Below are 16,383 nucleotides of genomic sequence, written 5' to 3'. Positions count from 1 at the left end.
CGGCGACCCATGAGATGCCTTCCGCAAGGTGCGGGGTGGCGGCGCTTGGACGGTCGTTACCGGTGGCGGTCATGATCCTTGGGAGCTTTCGGGCGTGGGCGGGTAGTGCCGGGTCGTCAGCGGCTCGGCACTCAGGGGCGGAGGGTGTGGTGGTCAGGGGAGGTCGAGGGGCAGTTTCATGCCGTCCAGGGAGTGGGGGCAGGGGCAGGCGCGGTCGGTGGGCAGGGACTTGATCATGTCGGCGACCAGGGGACGGAGGCGGCCGATGTTCTCGGCGAAGACGCGAAAGACCTCCTCCATGGTGACGCCCTCGCCCTCTTCGATGCCGGCGTCGAGGTCGGTGACCAGGCAGACGGGGATGTAGCAGAGGGCCAGCTCGCGGGCCAGGACGGCCTCGGGATGGCCGGTCATGCCGATCAGGGTCCAGCCCTGGGCGGCGTACCACTGGGACTCGGCCCGGGTGGAGAAGCGGGGGCCTTCGATGACGACCAGGGTGCCGCCGTCCACGGGGGGCCACCCGGCCCGCCGGGCGGTGGAGACGGCGACCTGGCGGCCGATCGGGCAGTACGGGTCGGCGAAGGACAGGTGGACGGCGCCGCCCTCGTCGTAGAAGGTCTGCGCGCGGCCGGACGTGCGGTCGACGAGCTGGTTGGGGACGGCGAGGGTGCCGGGGCCGTGGTCGGGGGTGAGGGATCCGACGGCGCTGGGCGCCACGATCTGGCGGACGCCCAGGGAACGCAGGGCCCAGAGGTTGGCCCGGTACGGGATCTTGTGCGGCGGGTACCGGTGGTCGCGTCCGTGCCGGGGGACGAAGGCGACGCGGCGGCCGGCCAGCTCGCCGATCGTGAGGGTGTCGCTGGGACGGCCGAAGGGGGTGTCGACCTCGACCTCGTGGACGTCGTCGAGGAAGGAGTAGAACCCGGACCCGCCGATCACCCCGATCTCGGCGGAGGGCTGGGACGCGGAAGGCGGTTGAGGCATGCCGACGACATTAACGAGCCCGCCCCGCCCGCCGGGAGTGGCTCCCATGATTGTGGATAACTCCACCACGACAGGGCCCGGCCGCCGAACGGCCGGGGCCCTGTTCCGCGATCTCAGCCGACCCGTTCCAGGACGCGGGGGTCGGTGGGGTCGGGGGCGATCTGTTCCTTCGCCAGGCGGCTGGGGAACCAGATGCGGCGGCCCAGATCGTGCGAGAGGGCCGGGAGGAGGAGCGAGCGGACGATGACGGTGTCGAGCAGGACGCCGAAGGCGACGATGAAGCCCATCTCGGCGAGGATCACCAGGGGGAGGGTGGCCAGGGCGGCGAAGGTGCCCGCCAGGACCAGCCCGGCCGAGGTGATCACGCCGCCGGTGACGGTGAGACCCCTCGTGACGCCGCGGCGGGTGCCGAGGGACGCCGACTCCTCGTGGACCCGGTGCATCAGGAAGATGTTGTAGTCGACGCCGAGCGCGACCAGGAAGATGAAGGCCAGCAGGGGCAGGCCGGGATCGGTGCCCTCGAAGCCGAACAGCTCCTGGAAGATCACGGAGCAGGCGCCCAGCGAGGCCAGGAACGACAGCACCACGGTCGCGATCATCAGCAGCGGCGCGACCAGGGCGCGCAGCAGCGCGACCAGGATGAGGAACACGACGGCGAGGACGATCGGCATGATCACCTTGTTGTCGCGGTCGACGGCGCGCATGGTGTCCAGCGTGATGGCGCTGGTGCCGCCGACCTTGGCCTCGGCGCCCGGTACGGCGTGGACGCCGGCGCGCAGCCGTTCGATGGTGTCGCGGGCGGCCTCGGTGTCGGGGGCGTCGCGCAGGACGGCCTCGTACTGGACGAGCCCCTGGGCGGTGGTGGGTTTGCCGAGCTCGGCGACGCCCGGGGTGCCGCGCGCGGCGGTGGCGACCTGGTCGGCGGCGGACGCCTTGGCGATGATGATGGCGGGATCGCTGGATCCGGCGGGGAAGTGCCGGCCGACGGCCTCGGCGCCGACGATGGAGTCGGGCTTGTCGACGAACTGGCCGGCGTTGGACAGGCCGTCGGACTTCAGGGTGGTCAGGCCGAGGGTCAGCGCGAGCAGGCCGACGGAGGTGACCGCCCAGATGAGGCGTGGGCGGGCGCCGACGGCGCGGGCGATCCGGCTCCAGATGCCGTGCTCGGACTCGTACGCCTCGGGGGCGAGGTACTTGGCGTCGTAGCGCGGCACCAGCGGCCAGAACAGCCAGCGGCCGCAGATCACCAGCAGGACGGGCAGCAGGGTGGTCATGGACAGCAGGGCGGTGACGACGCCCGCGGCGGCGACCGGTCCCACGCCGGCGGTGGAGTTCAGCTCGGCGACCAGCAGGCACAGCAGGCCGGCGGCGACGGTGGCGGCGGACGCGAGGATCGCGGGCCCGGCGCGGTGGAGGGCGAAGGCCATGGCCTCGTGCCGGTCCTCGTGCCGGTGCAGTTCCTCGCGGTAGCGGGCGACGAGCAGCAGGGCGTAGTCGGTGGCGACGCCGAAGACCAGGACGGTGAGGATGCCTCCGCTCTGCCCGTTGACGGTGAGGTCGGCGTGCTTGGCCAGCAGGTAGACGACGGTCTGGGCGAGGCCGAGCGCGACGATGGCGCTGAGGACGGGGACGAACCACAGCATCGGGCTGCGGTAGATGATCAGGAGCAGCAGGATCACGACGCCGCCCGCGGCCAGCAGCAGGAAGCCGTCGATGCTGTCGAAGACCTCCTCCATGTCGGCCTCGCCGCCCGCCGGGCCGGTGACGTGCGCGTTCAGTCCGGGGGGGCCGCGCTTGGCCAGCTCGCGGGCGTCCTCGACGGCCTTGATCAGGTCGGTGTCCTGCAACGGTACGAGCGTCTGGAGCGCCTTGCCGTCCTTGGCCGGGAACGGGCCCTGCGGCTGCTGCGCGCCGGGCAGCGTGGCGAACGCGGCGGTGTCGGCCTTGGCCTTGGCCTGGTCGGCCGCGGTGATCCCGCCGGGACGCTCGTAGACGATCACGGCGAGCGAGACGTCGTCGGTGTGGAACCGTTCTTGCAGGGCGACGACCTGGGTGGACTCGGCGCTCTCGGGCAGCCAGGCGGCGGCGTCGTTCTCCTCGACCTCGCCGAGGTCGCCGGGCAGCAGGCCGAGGAAGACCAGCGCGGCCAGCGGGACGATCCAGGCGGCCAGGACGGCCCATTTGGTGCGTCTACCGGCGATCACGGAGGTGAGTCGATGGGCCCACGTTCGCGGCGGGGCCGAGCCGGGTGAACTCATATGCTGCTCCAGGGCTGTTCATATCGAGCGGTCATATCGAGCGGGCGATCACATCGCGATATGTCGTGCCCTTATCGTTGCCCGTGATGCGGTGAGCGCGCTTCCAGCGGAGGGGTGGAACCTCGCTACGCCGCTGGGGTCAAAGGGTCCGCCGCCGCTACTGCACGGGGAGTAGAAAGACCCCGGAACCTGTACCTGAGGACGACCGTCCAACGGGACGTCGAGATCACAGGTCGTTCGCTTCCTTCACGGAACCGGTGACGGGGAGTGGTGACGGGGGTGCCGGTGGACATCGTGGTGTGGCGGGCGGCGTCGTTGTTGCTCGCGTACCCTGATCAGCGCTTCTACGATCGGCGCCCGATGCTGCGGGCGGCGCTCGCCGACGTGCCGCGGGGGGCGCCGCGGCGGTGCCTGAACGCCTTCCTCGACCACGTGGACCGCACTACCCCGATCCGCCTGACGGTGGAGTACCGGGAGGTGTGCGGGGGCGGACGGCTGAACCTGGCGGGTTGCCGCGATCTCGATGAGGAGCTGCGCCGGTTCATGCACGGCCATCTCGCCGAGCTCTATAGGCAGGCCGACTACGACGCGGGGGAGGAGCCGGCGGACTCACTGCCGGTCGTGCTGGAGTACGCGGCCCTTTGCCGGGACGATTGGCTGCTAAGAGCGAACCAGGCCGCGTTGGAATATCTCCACGCGGCCCTGGAAGCGGACGGTACGCCTTACGCGACCCTGATCGAGGGCGTGCGAGCCACGCTCGCGCCCCGCGTCACAAGGGCCGCAATCCTCGTCGCAGGTCAGGCGACCTTCTCCGACGAACTCGAGGACGACGAGGACGAAGACGACTCCGAAGAGGACGAGGACGAACTCTCCGACTTCGACGACGAGTCCGACTTGTCAGACTTGGCGGAGTCCTTGGACGAGGTGGACGTCGAGCTCGACGTGCCGGAGCTGCGGCTGTCGGTGCGGTAGAAGCCGGAGCCCTTGAAGATGATCCCGGCGGCCGAGAACACCTTGCGGAGGCGGCCGGAGCACGCCGGGCACTCGGTCAGCGCGCTGTCGCTGAACTTCTGCACGACCTCCAAAGGTTCACCGCACTCGGTGCAAACGTACTGATACGTCGGCACGGGTCCTCCTCGCCGCCAAGCCTGATTGGCACTCATCTCGATCGACTGCTAATCGTACCCGTGCATTGAACACCATGAGCCGTCCCCCTGTTCCTGGACTCGGCGGTCAGGCGCCCGACTCGCCGAACCAGCCGGCCAGCTTGCCGCGGCGGCTGACCGCGCGCATGCGGCGTTCCGCCGCCTCCCTGACCTTGTCGGTGGTGACGACCAGCAGGGTGTCGCCGGCGCGCAGCGGGGTGGTGGGCTCGGGCACGAAGCTGTTGCCGTCCCGGACGACCAGGGTGACCGAGGCGCCCGGGGGCAGCCGCAGCTCGAAGATCTCCACGCCGTTGAGCCGCGAGTCCGGGGGGATCCGGATCTCCAGCAGTTCGGCGTGGAGCTCCCCCAGCGGGGCGGCCTCCACGTCCAGCTCGCGCGGCTCGTCGCCGCCGCGCAGCCCGCACCAGCGCGCCACCAGCGGCAGGGTGGGCCCCTGCAAGGCGGTGAACAGGACGACGATGTTGAACACGATCGCGAACAGCGTCTCCGAGCCCTGGACGTTCTGCACCATGGGGATGGTGGCCAGCACGATGGGGACGGCGCCGCGCAGCCCGGCCCAGGAGGCGAACGTTTTCTCGCCCAGCGACATGCCGAACCCGATCGTGGACAGCAGCACCGACAGCGGGCGCGCCACCAGCAGCAGGACGAACCCGATGATCAGCGCGGGGATGATCTGGCCGGGCAGGTCGCTCGGGGACGCCAGCAGGCCGAGCATCACGAACACGCCGATCTGGGCCAGCCAGGCGACCCCTTCCGCGAACCCGCGGGTGGCGGGACGGTGCGGCAGCCGGGCGTTGCCCAGGACGAGCGCGCTCACGTACACCGCGAGGAACCCGCTGGCGTGCGCCAGCGCCGCCGCCCCGTACGAGCCGACCGACAGCGACAGCACCGCGATCGGGTAGAGCCCGGACGCGGGCAGGGCCACGCGACGCAGAGCCTGCGCGCCGAGCCAGCCGATCGCGATCCCGATCACGCCGCCCGCGGCCAGCTCGTACACCATGATCCCGGCGAGTTCGAGCAGGTCGGGCGCGGTGGAGTGGGTGCTGAGCGTGACGACGATGATCACCACGGGGGCGTCGTTGAAGCCGGACTCGGCCTCCAGCAGCCCGGTCAGCCGTGGCGGCAGCGGCAGCCGCCGCAGGACGGAGAACACCGCGGCGGCGTCGGTGGGCGCGAGCACGGCCCCCACCAGGAACGCCAGCTGCCAGTTCACGTCCAGCAGCCAGAGGGCGGCGAGGGCGGTCACCACGATGCTGATCAGGGTGCCCAGGGTGGAGACCGAGACCGCGGCGGGGACGGCGGGACGCACGTTCCGCCAGCTGGTGGTGATGCCGCCCTCGGCGAGGATCAGGACGAGCGCGGCCAGGCCGAGGGTCTCGGCCAGCTCGGCGTTGTCGAAGTTGATCTGGAAGGGGCCGCCCTCGCCGATGAACAGCCCGATGCCCATGTAGGCGAGCAGGCTGGGCAGGCCGAGATGGTGCGAGAGGCGTACCGCGACGATCGCGGACAGTATCAGGGTGGACCCGAGGAGTAGCCAGATGTCGAGATGCACATCCCACCCCTCGGGTCATCGGCGAACTGATCTTTTGGAATCCTATTGACATCGGTATCGGCCAGGTGACGGCGGCCGCCCGCCGGGCCGGTCGCGCCGCCGTCCGCCCGGCCGTGCGCCTGGCCGTCTCAACGGCGCCTGACCAGCGGGTCCACGCCGTTCACCACGTTGGCCACCGGCTTGCCCGTGACGGCGGCGACGATGTTGTCGCGCACCGCCGCGACGATGTTGAACTGGGCCTGGCCGGTGCCGCCCGCCCCGTGCGGCGACAGCAGGACGTCCTCGCGGGAGCGCAGCGGATGATCGGGCGGCAGCGGTTCCCGCTCGTAGACGTCCAGCGCGGCCCCGCCGAGGCGTCCCGACTCCAACGCCTCGACCACCACGTCGTCCGCGACGACGCCGCCGCGTCCCACGTTCACCAGCAGCGCCTGGTCGGGGAGCAGGGCGAGGCGGCGGGCGTCCAGCAGGCCGCGCGTGTCCGGCGTCAGCGGCAGGGTCAGCACGAGGATGTCGGAGACGGCGAGCAGGTCGTCCAGCTCCCGGTACGTGGCGGACGCCTCCGGGCGGCGCCGCCTCGACCAGTACGACACCGGGGAGCCCAGCGCCTCGAACAGCCGGGCCGTCTCCGAGCCGATCGCGCCGTACCCGACGATCCCGACGCGCTGGGTGTGGATCTCGCGGGGGTTGCGGGCCAGCAGTTCGCGCTGCGGCCACCCGCCGGCGCGGACGCCGCGGTCGGCCCAGGCCAGGTGGCGGCACAGCACCAGCGCCGCGCCCAGGGCCCATTCGGCGACCCCGCGGGCGTTGGCCCCGGCGGTGTTGGCCACCGGGATGCCCGCCTTCGCCAGCATGTCGACGTCCACGCTGTCGGTCCCGACGCTGGGCGTCTGGACGAACGCCAGGTGCGGCGCGGCCTCCAGCACCCGCTTGTCCAGCGAGAACAGGCCGGTGAAGTCACCGATGATCAGTTCGGCGCCGGGCAGCACGGCGAGCAGGCCGTCCTCGTCACGGGACTCGGGGAAGAGCAGCTCGACCGCGTCTCCCAGCGGCTTGAACAGCCCTTTTACCAAGTCCCTGTCGAGTGGCGCGAGCGTCAGCACCCGCCATGGTGTCGCCATGCGTCAACCTCCGTAACCGCGTACCGAACGTCACCGACGCCTCCAAGCCTTCATGGCGAGCCCCCGGGAGCTCTCAGCGCCCTCAATGCCTCCAACGGCGTCAGGCCAACCGTACGAGACCCTCCGAGGGGGTCACGGCGGCGCGGACGTGCCGGTCGTGCGGCTCGGCGGGCAGTGCGTCGACAAGTTCCCCGTCGTATACCAGGGCGGCGGTGAGGATCGCCGGGCCGACTCTGGCCAGCGCCCGGTCGTAGGACCCCCCGCCGCGGCCGAGCCGCGTCCCGCGGCGGTCGACCGCCAGCGCCGGGACGAGCACGACGTCCGCGCTCGACACCGCGTCCGGGCCGCGCGGCGGCTCGGACGGTTCCAGCAGGCCGTGCGGCCCGGGGACCAGCGAGTCGGGCCCCTCGTACGACGCCCAGTCGAGGTCGTTGTCCGGTCGCAGCCTGGGGAGCAGCACATACGTCCCGCGCTTCCAGAGCGCCAGCAGCAGCCCCCTGGTGTCCGGTTCGGTGCCGATCGACACATACGCCGCGACAGTCCCGGCCATCTCCAGTTCGGGCACCGCCAGCACCGCGTCGCGCAGCGAGCGCGCCGCCGCCGCGCGGGCCCCCGGGTCCATCGCCGACCTCCTGGCCAGCGTCGCCACGCGGAGATCGGATTTGGCGGCGGTGTGCTGCACGGCGGGCTCCCCCGGGATGACTAAGGTCGGTTCATGGCCGACTTCGAACCAGTCCTCAAGGCCGTCGTCCCTGTGGCCGGCCTCGGTACCCGATTCTTGCCCGCCACCAAGGCGACACCCAAGGAAATGCTTCCCATCGTCGACAAACCGGCGATCCAGTACGTCGTCGAGGAGGCGGTCAACGCCGGGCTCGTCGACGTCCTGATGATCACCGGCCGGAGCAAGCGGTCCATCGAGGACCACTTCGACCGGGCCTACGAACTCGAGGAGGCCCTCCGCGCCAAGGGCGACGAGGACAGGCTGGCCTCGGTCTGCAAGTCGAGCGACCTGGCCATCATGCACTACGTCCGGCAGGGCGAGCCCAAGGGGCTGGGGCACGCGGTGCTCTGCGCCCGCCAGCACGTCGGCGACGAGCCGTTCGCGGTGCTGCTGGGCGACGACATGATCGACCACCGCGACCCGCTGCTGACGCGCATGATGGACGTGCGCTCGCGGCTGGGCGGCAGCGTGGTGGCGCTGATGGAGGTCGACCCCGACCAGGTGTCCTCGTACGGCGTCGCCGCCATCGAGGCCACCGACGAGGACGATGTCGTCAAGATCACCGACCTGGTGGAGAAGCCGCCCCAGGACGAGGCGCCCAGCAACTGGATCATCATCGGCCGGTACGTCTGCGACCCGAGGGTCTTCGAGGTCCTGGACCGGACCCCGCCGGGACGCGGCGGCGAGATCCAGCTCACCGACGCGCTGCTCACCCTCGCCCGCATGCCGGTCGAGGAGGGCGGGACGGTGTACGGGGTGAAGTTCCGGGGCCGCCGCTACGACACCGGCAACAAACAGGAGTACCTGCGCACGGTCGTGCAGTTCGCCGCCGAGCGTCCCGACCTGGCGCCGGAGTTCATGCCGTGGCTGCGCGAGTTCGTCCGCAAGAACCGCGACGGCTCTCCCGGGGAGTCGTGACGGCGCGGGAGACTGGGGCCGTGGGCATGAGATCGGTCGAGGAGCATCTCGCGGGGATTCTGAGCGCCGTGCCGCTGCTGCCGCCGCTGGACCTGGCGCTCCTGGAGGCGCAGGGCGGGGTGCTGGCCGAGCCGGTGGAGGCGCCGGTGCCGCTGCCGCCGTTCGACAACTCCGCGATGGACGGGTACGCCGTCGTCGCGGCGGACGTGGCCGAGGCCACCGAGTCCGACCCGGTGGCGCTGCCGGTGATCGGTGACATCGCGGCGGGCGACGTGGGCGTGTCGGCGATCCGTCCCGGGCTGAGCGCCCGGATCATGACGGGCGCGCCGGTCCCGGCCGGGGCGGACGCGGTGATCCCGGTGGAGTGGACCGACGGCGGCACGGCCACGGTGCGCGTCACCCGTCCCGTTCCGCCCGGTCACTACATCCGCAGGTCGGGCGAGGACGTGGAGGCAGGCAAGGTGGTGGTCGAGGCGGGCACCCGGCTCGGCGCCGCCCAGCTCGGCATGATCGCGGCGGTGGGCCGGTCCCGCGTCCCGGTACGCCCGCGCCCGCGCGTGGTGGTGCTGTCCACCGGCACCGAGCTGCGCGAGCCCGGCACGCCGCTGGCGGCGGGCCAGATCTGGGATTCCAACAGCTTCATGCTGACCGCGGCGGTGAACGAGACGGGCGCCAAGGGCTACCGCGAGGCGACCGTCGGGGACGAGCCGGCCGAGGTCCTGGAGTCGATCGAGGACCAGCTCGCCCGCGCCGACGCGCTGATCACCTCCGGTGGCGTGTCCATGGGCGCCAGGGACGTCGTCAAGGAGGTGTTCACGGCGAAGGCCGGGGAATCGGTCGTGTTCAGCAAGGTGGCGATGCGGCCGGGCAAGCCGCAGGGCTTCGGTCTGCTGAACGGGACGCCGATCTTCACGCTGCCCGGCAACCCGGTCAGCGCCTTCGTCTCGTTCCAGGTCTTCGTGCGTCCCGCACTGCACGCCATGCAGGGACTGCCGCCCGAACCGCTGCCCACATGGCCCGCCGTGCTCACCGAGGACGTCACGTCCCCGGCGGGGCTGCGGCACTTCGTGCGTGGGCGGCTGGCACCGCGGAGGGGCGCGTACGAGGTCACCCCGGCCGAGACGCAAGGCTCCCATCAGTTGTGGTCGCTGTCGTCCGCCGACTGCCTGATCGTCCTGCCCGAGGACGTCGAGGCGCTGCCGGCCGGCACCCAGGTACAGGTCATGAGGCTCCCGTCATGAGCATGGATTCCGAGCACACCCACGCCCACGGGCTCACCCACGTCGACGAGGCGGGCCGTGCCCGGATGGTCGACGTGTCCGGCAAGGACGTCTCCGCGCGGACGGCGACGGCCACCGGCTTCGTCCGCCTGTCGCCCGTCACCGTCGAGGCGCTGCGCGCGGGCGACGTCCCGAAGGGCGACGCGATCGCCGTGGCCAGGATCGCGGGGATCATGGCGGCCAAGCGCACGCCCGACCTGGTCCCGCTGTGCCATCCGATCGCGCTGCACGGCGTGCAGGTGGACCTGAGGATCGAGGACGCGGGCGTCGCCATCGCCGCCGTCGTCCGCACCGCCGACCGCACGGGCGTGGAGATGGAGGCGCTGACCTCGGTGACCGTGGCCGCGCTCGCGCTGATCGACATGGTGAAGGCGCTCGACCCGGCCGCGGTCGTCACGGACGTGCGGGTCGAGGAGAAGACCGGCGGCAAGACCGGCGTCTGGCGGCGGCCGTGATCAGGGTCATGGCGGTGACCGTCTCCAACCGGGCCGCGGCCGGGGTCTACGCCGACACTTCCGGGCCCGTGCTGGTGGAGCTGCTGGAGGACCTGGGCTGCCAGGTGGACGGGCCCGTGGTGATCCCCGACGGCGAGCCGGTCGCCGCGGTGCTGCGGGACGCGGTGGAGCAGGGCTACGACGCCGTGGTCACCTCGGGCGGCACCGGCCTCACCCCCACCGACCGGACGCCGGAGATGACCCGGCTGGTGATCGAACGCGAGATCCCCGGGATCGCCGACGCCATCCGGATGGAGGGACGCGACAAGGTGCCGGCCGCGATCCTGTCGCGCGGCCTGGCCGGGGTCGCGGGCCGCACGCTCATCGTGAACCTGCCCGGGTCGACCGGCGGGGTCCGCGACGGCATGGCCGTGCTGGGACGGGTCCTGGCGCACGCCGTCGACCAGATCAACGGCGGCGACCACCCGAGATCGCCCACGGCCTAGGCGCGCAGGGCCTCCGCGAGCAGCCCCACCTGCTCCGGATCCGGGTCGCACGGGAACAGCAGCAACTCGTCGCACCCCGCCTCCGCGTAGGCCGCGACCGCGTCCTGTATGGCGGCGGGGCTGGTCAGCGAGGACGCGACGACCTGCTCGATGCTCGCCGCTCCCTCGGTGGCGTAGTGGTCGCCCAGGAACGCCTCGGCGTTCTGGCGGGCACGTGGCCCGAGCGCGAAGTACGGCTGGGCCATCAGCCGGGGCGTGCCGTCACGTCCCGCCGCCTCCCAGGCGCGCCGGACGCCCTCGGCGCCTCGCCGGAACGAGCCGACGCCGCGGCTTCCCGCGATCCAGCCGGAGCCCCAGCGCGCGATCCTGGCGAACGTCCGCTCGCTGCCGCCGCCGAACACGATCCGGGAGCGTCCCAGCCCCGGCGCGGGACCGATCGCCCCCGCCGTGCCGCGCCTCTCGCCCGCCCAGACGCGGGTCATCTCGTCCAGCATCGCGTCGAACCGCGCGCCGCGTCCCGCGAACGGCACCCCGGACGCGGCGTAGTCGTCCTCGTAGCCGCCGACCGCCATGCCCAGCACCAGCCGCCCGCCGGACAGGTGGTTCACGGTCGCGGCCTGCTTGGCCACCAGGGCGGCGTTCACGCGGAACGGCACCAGCAGGATCGAGGTCATGAGCCGGATCCCGCGGGTGACCGCCGCGACCGCGCCCAGCGTGACCAGCGGCTCGGTGTTCCCGTACACGAGCCGGTCGATCGCCGCGAGCGTGCTGAAGCCCCGCTCCTCGGCGGCCACCGCCCAGCCCAGGATCCGCTCGGGCCCGGCGCCGGGGATGGTGGACGGCAGCCCGATACCGATGTCCATCGGCTTGTCCATCAGCTCTCCGCCGGTGTGGTCTCCAGTTCCAGCTCCGACACGATGGCGACGACCGTCTCCTCCGGCGTGCCGGTGTTCTCGACCGTGACCACGCCCTCGTCCGGTGTGGGACGCTCCAGGTCGCGGAACTGGCTGTCGAGGAGGCCGGGACGGAAGAAGTGCTCCCGGCGCCTCTCCATCCGCCGCGCGATCACGTCGCGGCCCTCGTCCAGGAACACCTGCGCGACGCCCGGTCGGCCGCCGGCGAGCACTTCCCGGTAGCGGCGCCTGAGGCCGGAGCAGGTCACCACCGCGGGCGTCTCCGACGTCAGCCGCCCCTCGATCCACTCGGCGATGGACCGCAGCCAGGGCTCCCGTTCGGTGTCGGTGAGCGGGATCCCCGCGCTCATCCGCGCGATGTCGCCCGGCGTGTGGAAGTCGTCGGCGTCGGCGAAATCCCAGCCCAGCCGCTCGGCCAGGCGCGCCCCCACGGTGGTCTTGCCGCTGCCGGACACTCCCATGACGATGATGACGAGGGTCTCCGCCACGTCAGGTCTTCACGACGGGGCTGCCGGACAGGGTCACGCCCGCCGACTTCAGCTCGCTCAGGGCCCGCTCGGTCGTCGTCGGCGACACCCCCGCGGTGAGGTCGAGCAGGACGGTGGGCTTCAGCCCGGCCCTGGCCGCGTCCACCGCCGTCGCGCGAACGCAGTGGTCGGTGGCGATGCCGACGATGTCCACGCTGTCCACGTCGTGGTCGCGCAGCCACTCCTCCAGCGGCACGTCCTGGTCGGAGACCGCCTCGAACCCGCTGTACGCGGGCTCCTGCCGCCCCTTGCTGAACACCGCCTCGATCGGCCCCAGCGACAGGTTGGGATGGAAGTCGGCGCCCTCGGTGCCGATCACGCAGTGCGGCGGCCAGCTTTCCTTGAAGTCGGGCGTGTCGGAGAAGTGCGTGCCCGGGTCGAGATGGAAGTCCCGGGTCGCCACGATGTGGTCGTACTGGTCCCCCCGCGCGGCCACGTACTCGGAGATGGCCCGCGCCACCTCCGCGCCCCCTTCGACGGGCAGTGACCCGCCCTCGCAGAAGTCGTTCTGCACGTCAACGATGATCAGAGCCTTGCCCATGGTCGACTCCTCGTTCCCCATTCCCCTTGTGACGCTACCCCACGCGGACCTCAGGGCCGCGGACCGCCGTCGACGAACTCGGTGGGGAGGGCGGGATCGCCCTTGGAGAGCTGGAGCGCGGTCGCGGGCAACTCCCGCACCGCCCGGGCATGGCGTTCCCTGGCCGCCTCCAGCGTCTCGCGGCCGACCACCGTCCCGTCCTGGATGAGCGGGACGTGCAGAAGGCGGTCGCGCGGCCCCGGCGTGGGCTCGCCCGTGGTGAGCACCTCGGAGTACGCGGTGCCGCGCGCGTCGACACGGCGGATCGCGGCCTTGCGCCCGCCCCGCGTCGGCTTGCCCGCCGAACGCTTGGCGACGGAACGCATCGGCGCGTCGTCCTCCGGCCCGTCCGACCGCGCCACCAGCTTGTAGACCAGCGAGGCCGTGGGCGCGCCCGAGCCTGTGACCAGGGCCGTCCCCACCCCGTAGCCGTCCACGGGCGCGGCGGCCAGCGCCGCGATGCCGTACTCGTCCAGGTCGCCGGTGACCACGATGCGGGTGTCGTGGGCGCCCAGCTCGTCGAGCTGGGCGCGTACCCGCCGGGCCACCACGCCCAGGTCGCCGCTGTCGATCCGGACCGCGCCCAGCGACGGCCCCGCCAGTTCGACGGCGGTGCGCACGGCCCGCTCGACGTCGTAGGTGTCGACCAGCAGGGTCGTGCTCTGCCCGAGCGAGGCCAACTGCGCCTCGAACGCGTGCCGCTCGCTGTCGTGCAGCAGCGTGAACGCGTGCGCGCTGGTCCCCGCCGTGGGCACGCCGTAGCGGCGGCCCGCCTCCAGATTGGACGTGGTGGCGAAACCCGCGACGTACGCGGCGCGCGCCGCGGCCACCGCCGCCCGCTCGTGGGTGCGCCGGGACCCCATTTCGATCAGCGGCCGTCCCTGCGCCGCCTGCACCATCCGCGAGGCCGCCGAGGCGATCGCGCAGTCGTGGTTGAGGATGGACAGCACGACCGTCTCCAGCAGGACGGCCTCGGCGAACGTCCCCTCCACCACCAGGATCGGCGAGTCCGGGAAATAGCACTCGCCCTCGGGATAGCCCCAGACGTTCCCGGTGAACCTGAACTTCTCCAGCCATCCCGCCGTGGTCTCGTCCACCACCCCGCGGGCGCTCAGGAACTCCAGCGCCGCCTCGTCGAACGAGAACGCCTCGATCGCGTCCAGCAGGCGCCCCGTTCCGGCGACGACGCCATATCTGCGCCCATTCGGCAGATGCCGCGCGAACACCTCGAACACCGCGCGCCGGTCCGCGGTGCCGCTGTTCAGCGCGGCCTGGAGCATGGTCAGCTCGTACTGGTCGGTCAGCAGCGCCGTGCTTACGCCAAGCTCGCCAAGGTCCACACCTGGAACCCTAAAGGGCGCGTCGCGCGTACTGCCTAGGGGGAGGCGGCGCGTGCGGCACGCGGGCCGGGCGTGCACCATGGAGGAAGACGATGATCCGATGATGATCCGATGAGGAGTGCGAGGAGAGCGGGCCCATGAGCGGCATGAGCATGAGCACCGCACCCGCGCCGGTCGAGCTGGACCGGCCGGACGTCGGCGAGGACCGGAGCGCGGACCGTCCGTGGCTGGCGATCGTCTGGAACGACCCGATCAACCTGATGTCCTATGTCACCTACGTGTTCCAGACCGTCTTCGGATACCCCAAGCCGAAGGCGGAGAAGCTCATGCTCGACGTCCACCACAAGGGCCGCGCGGTCGTGGCCAACGGAACCCGCGAGGAGATGGAACGCGACGTTGAGATCCTTCACTCCTACGGGCTGTGGGCCACTGTGAAGCGCGATGACTGAGTCCGTGGCGACCCGGCCCGGTGACCTGTGAACGTCACCAAAGCCGGCGGCGCCCTCCGAGGGCCCAGAGGGGTCCGCATCCGGCTGGAGCCCGAAGAGGCCGCCCTGGTACGGGTGCTCATGGAGCAGATGCTGGAGTTGCTGGGCGAGCGGCCGGGCGAGGACGGTGAACTGGCCGCGCTGGGCATCGCTGACAAGGCCGCCAAGCCCGACGACCCGGTGCTGGCACGGCTGTTCCCCGACGCCTACCAGGACGACGCGGCGGCCGTGGAATTCCGCCGTTACACCGAGATGGGCCTGCGCGACGGCAAGCGGGACGCGGCCGCCACGGTGCTGGACGCGGTCGGCGACGCGCGGAAAGGCGCCGACGTCATGCTCGACCAGGAGCAGGCGCAGGTGTGGTTGCGCGCGCTCAACGACGTGCGGCTGGCCCTCGGCACCCGGCTCGACATCACGGAGGAGTGGTACGAGGAGGCCGCCGACCTGGACGCGAACGACCCGCGTACCCCCATGTTCGCCGCCTACGACTGGCTGACCATGTTCCAGGAGACCCTCGTCCGCGCGTTGTGGTGAGGCGCGCCGGGCCGCGTATCGCTCAGATGACCGCGTCCGGCCACGGCTTCGGCGTGGATTGTTACGCAATGTCCCGACGCCGTCGCTTTCGGTGTTGATACCTTGATCGGATGACGATCTCATCGGCCCCGAGGGCGGTCGGGCGGATGGTGCGCGGCGATCACTTCTGCCTGGCCTACGGCGACGCCGACGAGCGCCGGTCGGTGCTGTTCTCCTTCGTCAGGGACGGCCTGGCCGCCGAACACAAGATCGTCTATCTGGCGGACCAGGAGAGCCCGCACGCCCTGCCGGTCGGTTTGCGGCCCCGCCCCGCCAGGCTCGAAACCCTGCCGCAGGCCGCCGGGCTCGACCTGGCCGCCGCGCTGGACGACGGCCGGCTGGTGGTCCGGACCGTCGCGGAGGTCTACCGGGGCACCGGCGGGTTCCGGCCCGACGAGACGATGGGCCTGCTCGCCACCGAGACCGAACTGGCGCTGCTCCAGGGCCACCGCGGGATCCGGCTGACCGGCGAATGGCCGCTGCTGCCGCCCGCCCCCGCGACCGGGCGCCCCGTCGACCTGGCCGCCGAGGCGGAGTTCCTCGCCCGGCGCGTGGCCGCGTGCGAACGCCACGTCGGACCCGTCCTGCGCGGCGCCCGCATCGTGGCGATGATGCTGTGCCAGTACGACCGGCGCCGCCTCCCCGCGTCCCGGCTGGAACGGATGGAGTCCCACCACCACGCGCGGGCACGCGCCGACGACCTCTACGACGACGGCGCGCTGCGCGTCACCCCGCTCTTCCGCCCGCCCGGTCTCGCGCTGACCGGGACGCTCGACGCCGCCACCAGGCCCGCGCTCGACCGCGTACTGCGGGTCCTGCCCCCGGGCGCCGGGCTGGTCTGCCTCGACCTCTCCGGGCTCCACACCTGCGACGAGGAGGGCCTGCGCCGGATCGTGGAGGCCGGGCGCACCAGCGGCGGCCGCCAGCGGCAGGTGCTCCTGCGCGGCGTCCCGCCCCGGCTCGCCGGGATGCTCCGGGCGACCGGACTGGAACGGGCGCCCGGCGTCTCGATCGGAGAGCCCGCCCG

At 72.1% G+C, this 16,383-nt stretch carries 17 protein-coding genes; 7 read left to right on the top strand and 10 right to left on the bottom strand.

The genetic code is table 11. The features are described from left to right. Window positions 1-153: 153 nt before the first annotated feature. The 6 genes from ACGWYJ_RS33540 to ACGWYJ_RS33515 form a co-directional block, all read right to left on the bottom strand. Complete coding sequence (locus tag ACGWYJ_RS33540; protein WP_395110568.1) at window positions 154-981, bottom strand: S-methyl-5'-thioadenosine phosphorylase; 828 nt, start codon at window positions 979-981, stop codon at window positions 154-156. A 113-nt stretch (window positions 982-1,094) separates the two neighbouring features. Continuing rightward, entirely contained in the window at window positions 1,095-3,185 is a 2,091-nt protein-coding gene (locus ACGWYJ_RS33535) for an MMPL family transporter (RefSeq protein ID WP_395110566.1), read from the bottom strand. Window positions 3,186-4,036: 851 nt separating this feature from the next. After that, complete coding sequence (locus ACGWYJ_RS33530) at window positions 4,037-4,366, bottom strand: FmdB family zinc ribbon protein (protein ID WP_395110564.1); 330 nt, start codon at window positions 4,364-4,366, stop codon at window positions 4,037-4,039. Between the two features lie 106 nt (window positions 4,367-4,472). Further along, a complete protein-coding gene (locus ACGWYJ_RS33525; RefSeq protein WP_395110562.1) occupies window positions 4,473-5,957 on the bottom strand; it encodes a potassium/proton antiporter in 1,485 nt (494 codons plus the stop codon). Window positions 5,958-6,085: 128 nt separating this feature from the next. Then, window positions 6,086-7,075, bottom strand: a complete 990-nt coding sequence (locus tag ACGWYJ_RS33520; protein ID WP_395110559.1) for an NAD(P)-dependent oxidoreductase — start codon at window positions 7,073-7,075, stop codon at window positions 6,086-6,088. Window positions 7,076-7,175: 100 nt separating this feature from the next. Continuing rightward, window positions 7,176-7,757, bottom strand: a complete 582-nt coding sequence (locus tag ACGWYJ_RS33515) for a 5-formyltetrahydrofolate cyclo-ligase (protein ID WP_395110557.1) — start codon at window positions 7,755-7,757, stop codon at window positions 7,176-7,178. 33 nt (window positions 7,758-7,790) lie between these two features. Between ACGWYJ_RS33515 and galU the strand changes: the two genes are divergently transcribed. Genes galU through ACGWYJ_RS33495 form a run of 4 tightly spaced genes read left to right on the top strand, consistent with a single transcriptional unit; the run spans window position 7,791 to window position 10,934 of the window. Next, complete coding sequence (gene galU, locus ACGWYJ_RS33510) at window positions 7,791-8,714, top strand: UTP--glucose-1-phosphate uridylyltransferase GalU (RefSeq protein WP_395110555.1); 924 nt, start codon at window positions 7,791-7,793, stop codon at window positions 8,712-8,714. 26 nt (window positions 8,715-8,740) lie between these two features. Next, on the top strand, window positions 8,741-9,955 hold the full coding sequence (gene glp / locus ACGWYJ_RS33505; RefSeq protein ID WP_395110605.1) for a gephyrin-like molybdotransferase Glp: 1,215 nt from the start codon (window positions 8,741-8,743) through the stop codon (window positions 9,953-9,955). Beyond that, complete coding sequence (gene moaC / locus ACGWYJ_RS33500; protein ID WP_395110553.1) at window positions 9,952-10,449, top strand: cyclic pyranopterin monophosphate synthase MoaC; 498 nt, start codon at window positions 9,952-9,954, stop codon at window positions 10,447-10,449. Before glp ends, moaC begins: the two co-directional genes overlap by 4 nt. An 8-nt stretch (window positions 10,450-10,457) precedes the next feature. Further along, complete coding sequence (locus tag ACGWYJ_RS33495) at window positions 10,458-10,934, top strand: molybdenum cofactor biosynthesis protein B (protein WP_395110552.1); 477 nt, start codon at window positions 10,458-10,460, stop codon at window positions 10,932-10,934. Here ACGWYJ_RS33495 and ACGWYJ_RS33490 read toward each other — a convergent pair. Genes ACGWYJ_RS33490 through ACGWYJ_RS33475 form a run of 4 tightly spaced genes read right to left on the bottom strand, consistent with a single transcriptional unit; the run spans window position 10,931 to window position 14,235 of the window. Continuing rightward, window positions 10,931-11,809: an LLM class flavin-dependent oxidoreductase gene (locus ACGWYJ_RS33490; protein ID WP_395110550.1), complete on the bottom strand. Its 879-nt coding sequence runs from the start codon at window positions 11,807-11,809 to the stop codon at window positions 10,931-10,933. The two genes, ACGWYJ_RS33495 and ACGWYJ_RS33490, sit on opposite strands and share 4 nt — an antisense overlap. Then, window positions 11,809-12,336 (bottom strand): gluconokinase, encoded by a 528-nt coding sequence (locus ACGWYJ_RS33485; RefSeq protein WP_395110548.1) that lies wholly within the window; start codon window positions 12,334-12,336, stop codon window positions 11,809-11,811. Before ACGWYJ_RS33485 ends, ACGWYJ_RS33490 begins: the two co-directional genes overlap by 1 nt. A 1-nt stretch (window position 12,337) precedes the next feature. Beyond that, a complete protein-coding gene (locus ACGWYJ_RS33480) occupies window positions 12,338-12,916 on the bottom strand; it encodes an isochorismatase family protein (protein WP_395110546.1) in 579 nt (192 codons plus the stop codon). Between the two features lie 50 nt (window positions 12,917-12,966). Continuing rightward, complete coding sequence (locus ACGWYJ_RS33475) at window positions 12,967-14,235, bottom strand: nicotinate phosphoribosyltransferase (protein WP_395110604.1); 1,269 nt, start codon at window positions 14,233-14,235, stop codon at window positions 12,967-12,969. A 212-nt stretch (window positions 14,236-14,447) separates the two neighbouring features. Between ACGWYJ_RS33475 and clpS the strand changes: the two genes are divergently transcribed. The 3 genes from clpS to ACGWYJ_RS33460 all read left to right on the top strand — a co-directional run. Then, complete coding sequence (clpS, locus tag ACGWYJ_RS33470) at window positions 14,448-14,744, top strand: ATP-dependent Clp protease adapter ClpS (protein WP_285700899.1); 297 nt, start codon at window positions 14,448-14,450, stop codon at window positions 14,742-14,744. Between the two features lie 27 nt (window positions 14,745-14,771). Continuing rightward, window positions 14,772-15,317 carry a DUF2017 domain-containing protein gene (locus ACGWYJ_RS33465; protein ID WP_395110544.1) on the top strand — a complete coding sequence of 182 codons (546 nt, stop codon included), beginning with the start codon at window positions 14,772-14,774 and terminating at the stop codon, window positions 15,315-15,317. A gap of 110 nt (window positions 15,318-15,427) precedes the next feature. Continuing rightward, window positions 15,428-16,383, top strand: a 956-nt coding sequence (locus ACGWYJ_RS33460) for an MEDS domain-containing protein (RefSeq protein ID WP_395110542.1), incomplete at its 3' end; no start/stop codon positions are given.

The sequence above is a fragment of the Actinomadura sp. SCN-SB genome (assembly GCF_043906805.1).
In the GTDB taxonomy this organism is placed as follows: domain Bacteria; phylum Actinomycetota; class Actinomycetes; order Streptosporangiales; family Streptosporangiaceae; genus Spirillospora.
Note: the sequence above shows the minus strand (reverse complement) of the source record. Positions and strands in the feature narration are given on the sequence as shown.